The organism is Endozoicomonas sp. ONNA1 (assembly GCF_024606325.1).
GTDB lineage: Bacteria > Pseudomonadota > Gammaproteobacteria > Pseudomonadales > Endozoicomonadaceae > Endozoicomonas_A.
In genome coordinates, this window is record NZ_JAHHPN010000134.1 from 1 (window position 1) to 1,265 (window position 1,265).

Annotated in this window: 1 protein-coding gene and 1 riboswitch; the gene reads left to right on the forward strand. The window is 48.1% G+C overall.

The window, feature by feature from the left end; genetic code table 11:
• Positions 1–274: 274 nt before the first annotated feature.
• Positions 275–467: riboswitch (Lysine riboswitch) on the forward strand.
• A gap of 181 nt (positions 468–648) precedes the next feature.
• Positions 649–1,265 (forward strand): Na+/H+ antiporter NhaC family protein (locus KDK19_RS03210; RefSeq protein ID WP_306801301.1); only part of this gene is annotated, 617 nt, incomplete at its 3' end.

Here is a 1,265-nt window from a genome sequence, read left to right on the forward strand (position 1 = left end):
TGTAAAGGCTAACTGCCTGAAAAATCTGTTTTTTTAGAAAGCAAAGTTTCTTTAGCTGAATTTCACGGTTGTTAATCAAGCAGCGATGTGCATAATTACCGGCCATCAGCAGGGGTAACGTGACAGGATATTGTCGCTGCGCCTCTGCCTGTGATCCTCTTAATAAACACCATAACGGATGAGTCCGCTTATGAGTGAAAGGGCACTTTCCTGTGAATGTCAGAGGAAGTTCCCACAACAATCAGCCATTGATCCATTGAATCTCCGGATCAAGGTTAAAAGTAGAGGCGCACCGTTTATCAGTAATCCGTAGCAGGTTGACACCGAGTGTCCTGAGTTGGCCAGGGCCGAGAGCCGGATGAAAGGAAAAGGTGCCGAAGCAGAGTCGTCGTCAAACTCATCTGCTGGTGGTGCATCGAAGAGGTGTATCACTGTCACGGTTTTTACTGTGGAGCGCTACTGGACAATCGTTTCTGAAAGACTCTGCCCAAAAGGCAGGTTGCTCGGCAACAGGCAAATACGGGGCCTATCCGGTCGTATTCTGCTTCAATCCATTGCCCTCCTGATCCTATATCGTGAATTAAGCTTAATGTCAGCAGTCATGGAACTTCTGCTCATCGAGCGTTTTCACTCACAAGATCAGTCTTTATGGAATTACTTGGTTACAGCACATCACCCCTTTCACTGGTCGCTCCGGCAGTGGCTATTATTCTGGCGATCCTGACCCGTCATGTACTCTTTTCCCTTGGCGCAGGTATCCTTGCAGGCGCTCTGCTACTGACTGACTTCAGTGTCAGCAATACGTTTACTTATCTCCTGAACAGTTTTACCGAAATTTTTTGGGATAATGGTATCAATACGGGCACTGTCTTTATTCTGCTCTTTCTGGTGATGCTCGGCATCATTACTACCCTGATTGATGTTTCCGGTGGCGCCAGGGCCTTTGGTGAATGGGCCCGCCAGAGAGTGAAAACCCGTCAGGGATCACAACTGGTTACTGTTTTGCTGGGTATCATTATCTTCATTGACGATTACTTTAACGCACTGGCTGTTGGTAATATCGGTCGCCCTATGACAGACCGTCATGGTGTCTCCAGGGCAAAGCTGGCTTACCTGATCGACTCAACGGCTGCACCTGTGTGCGTAATTACCCCTGTCTCCAGCTGGGGTGCTTATATCATTGCCCTGATTGGCAGTATTCTGGTGGCCCATGAAGTGACTGATGTCAGTGCTATTGGTGCTTTTGTGAGTATGGTACCGATGAA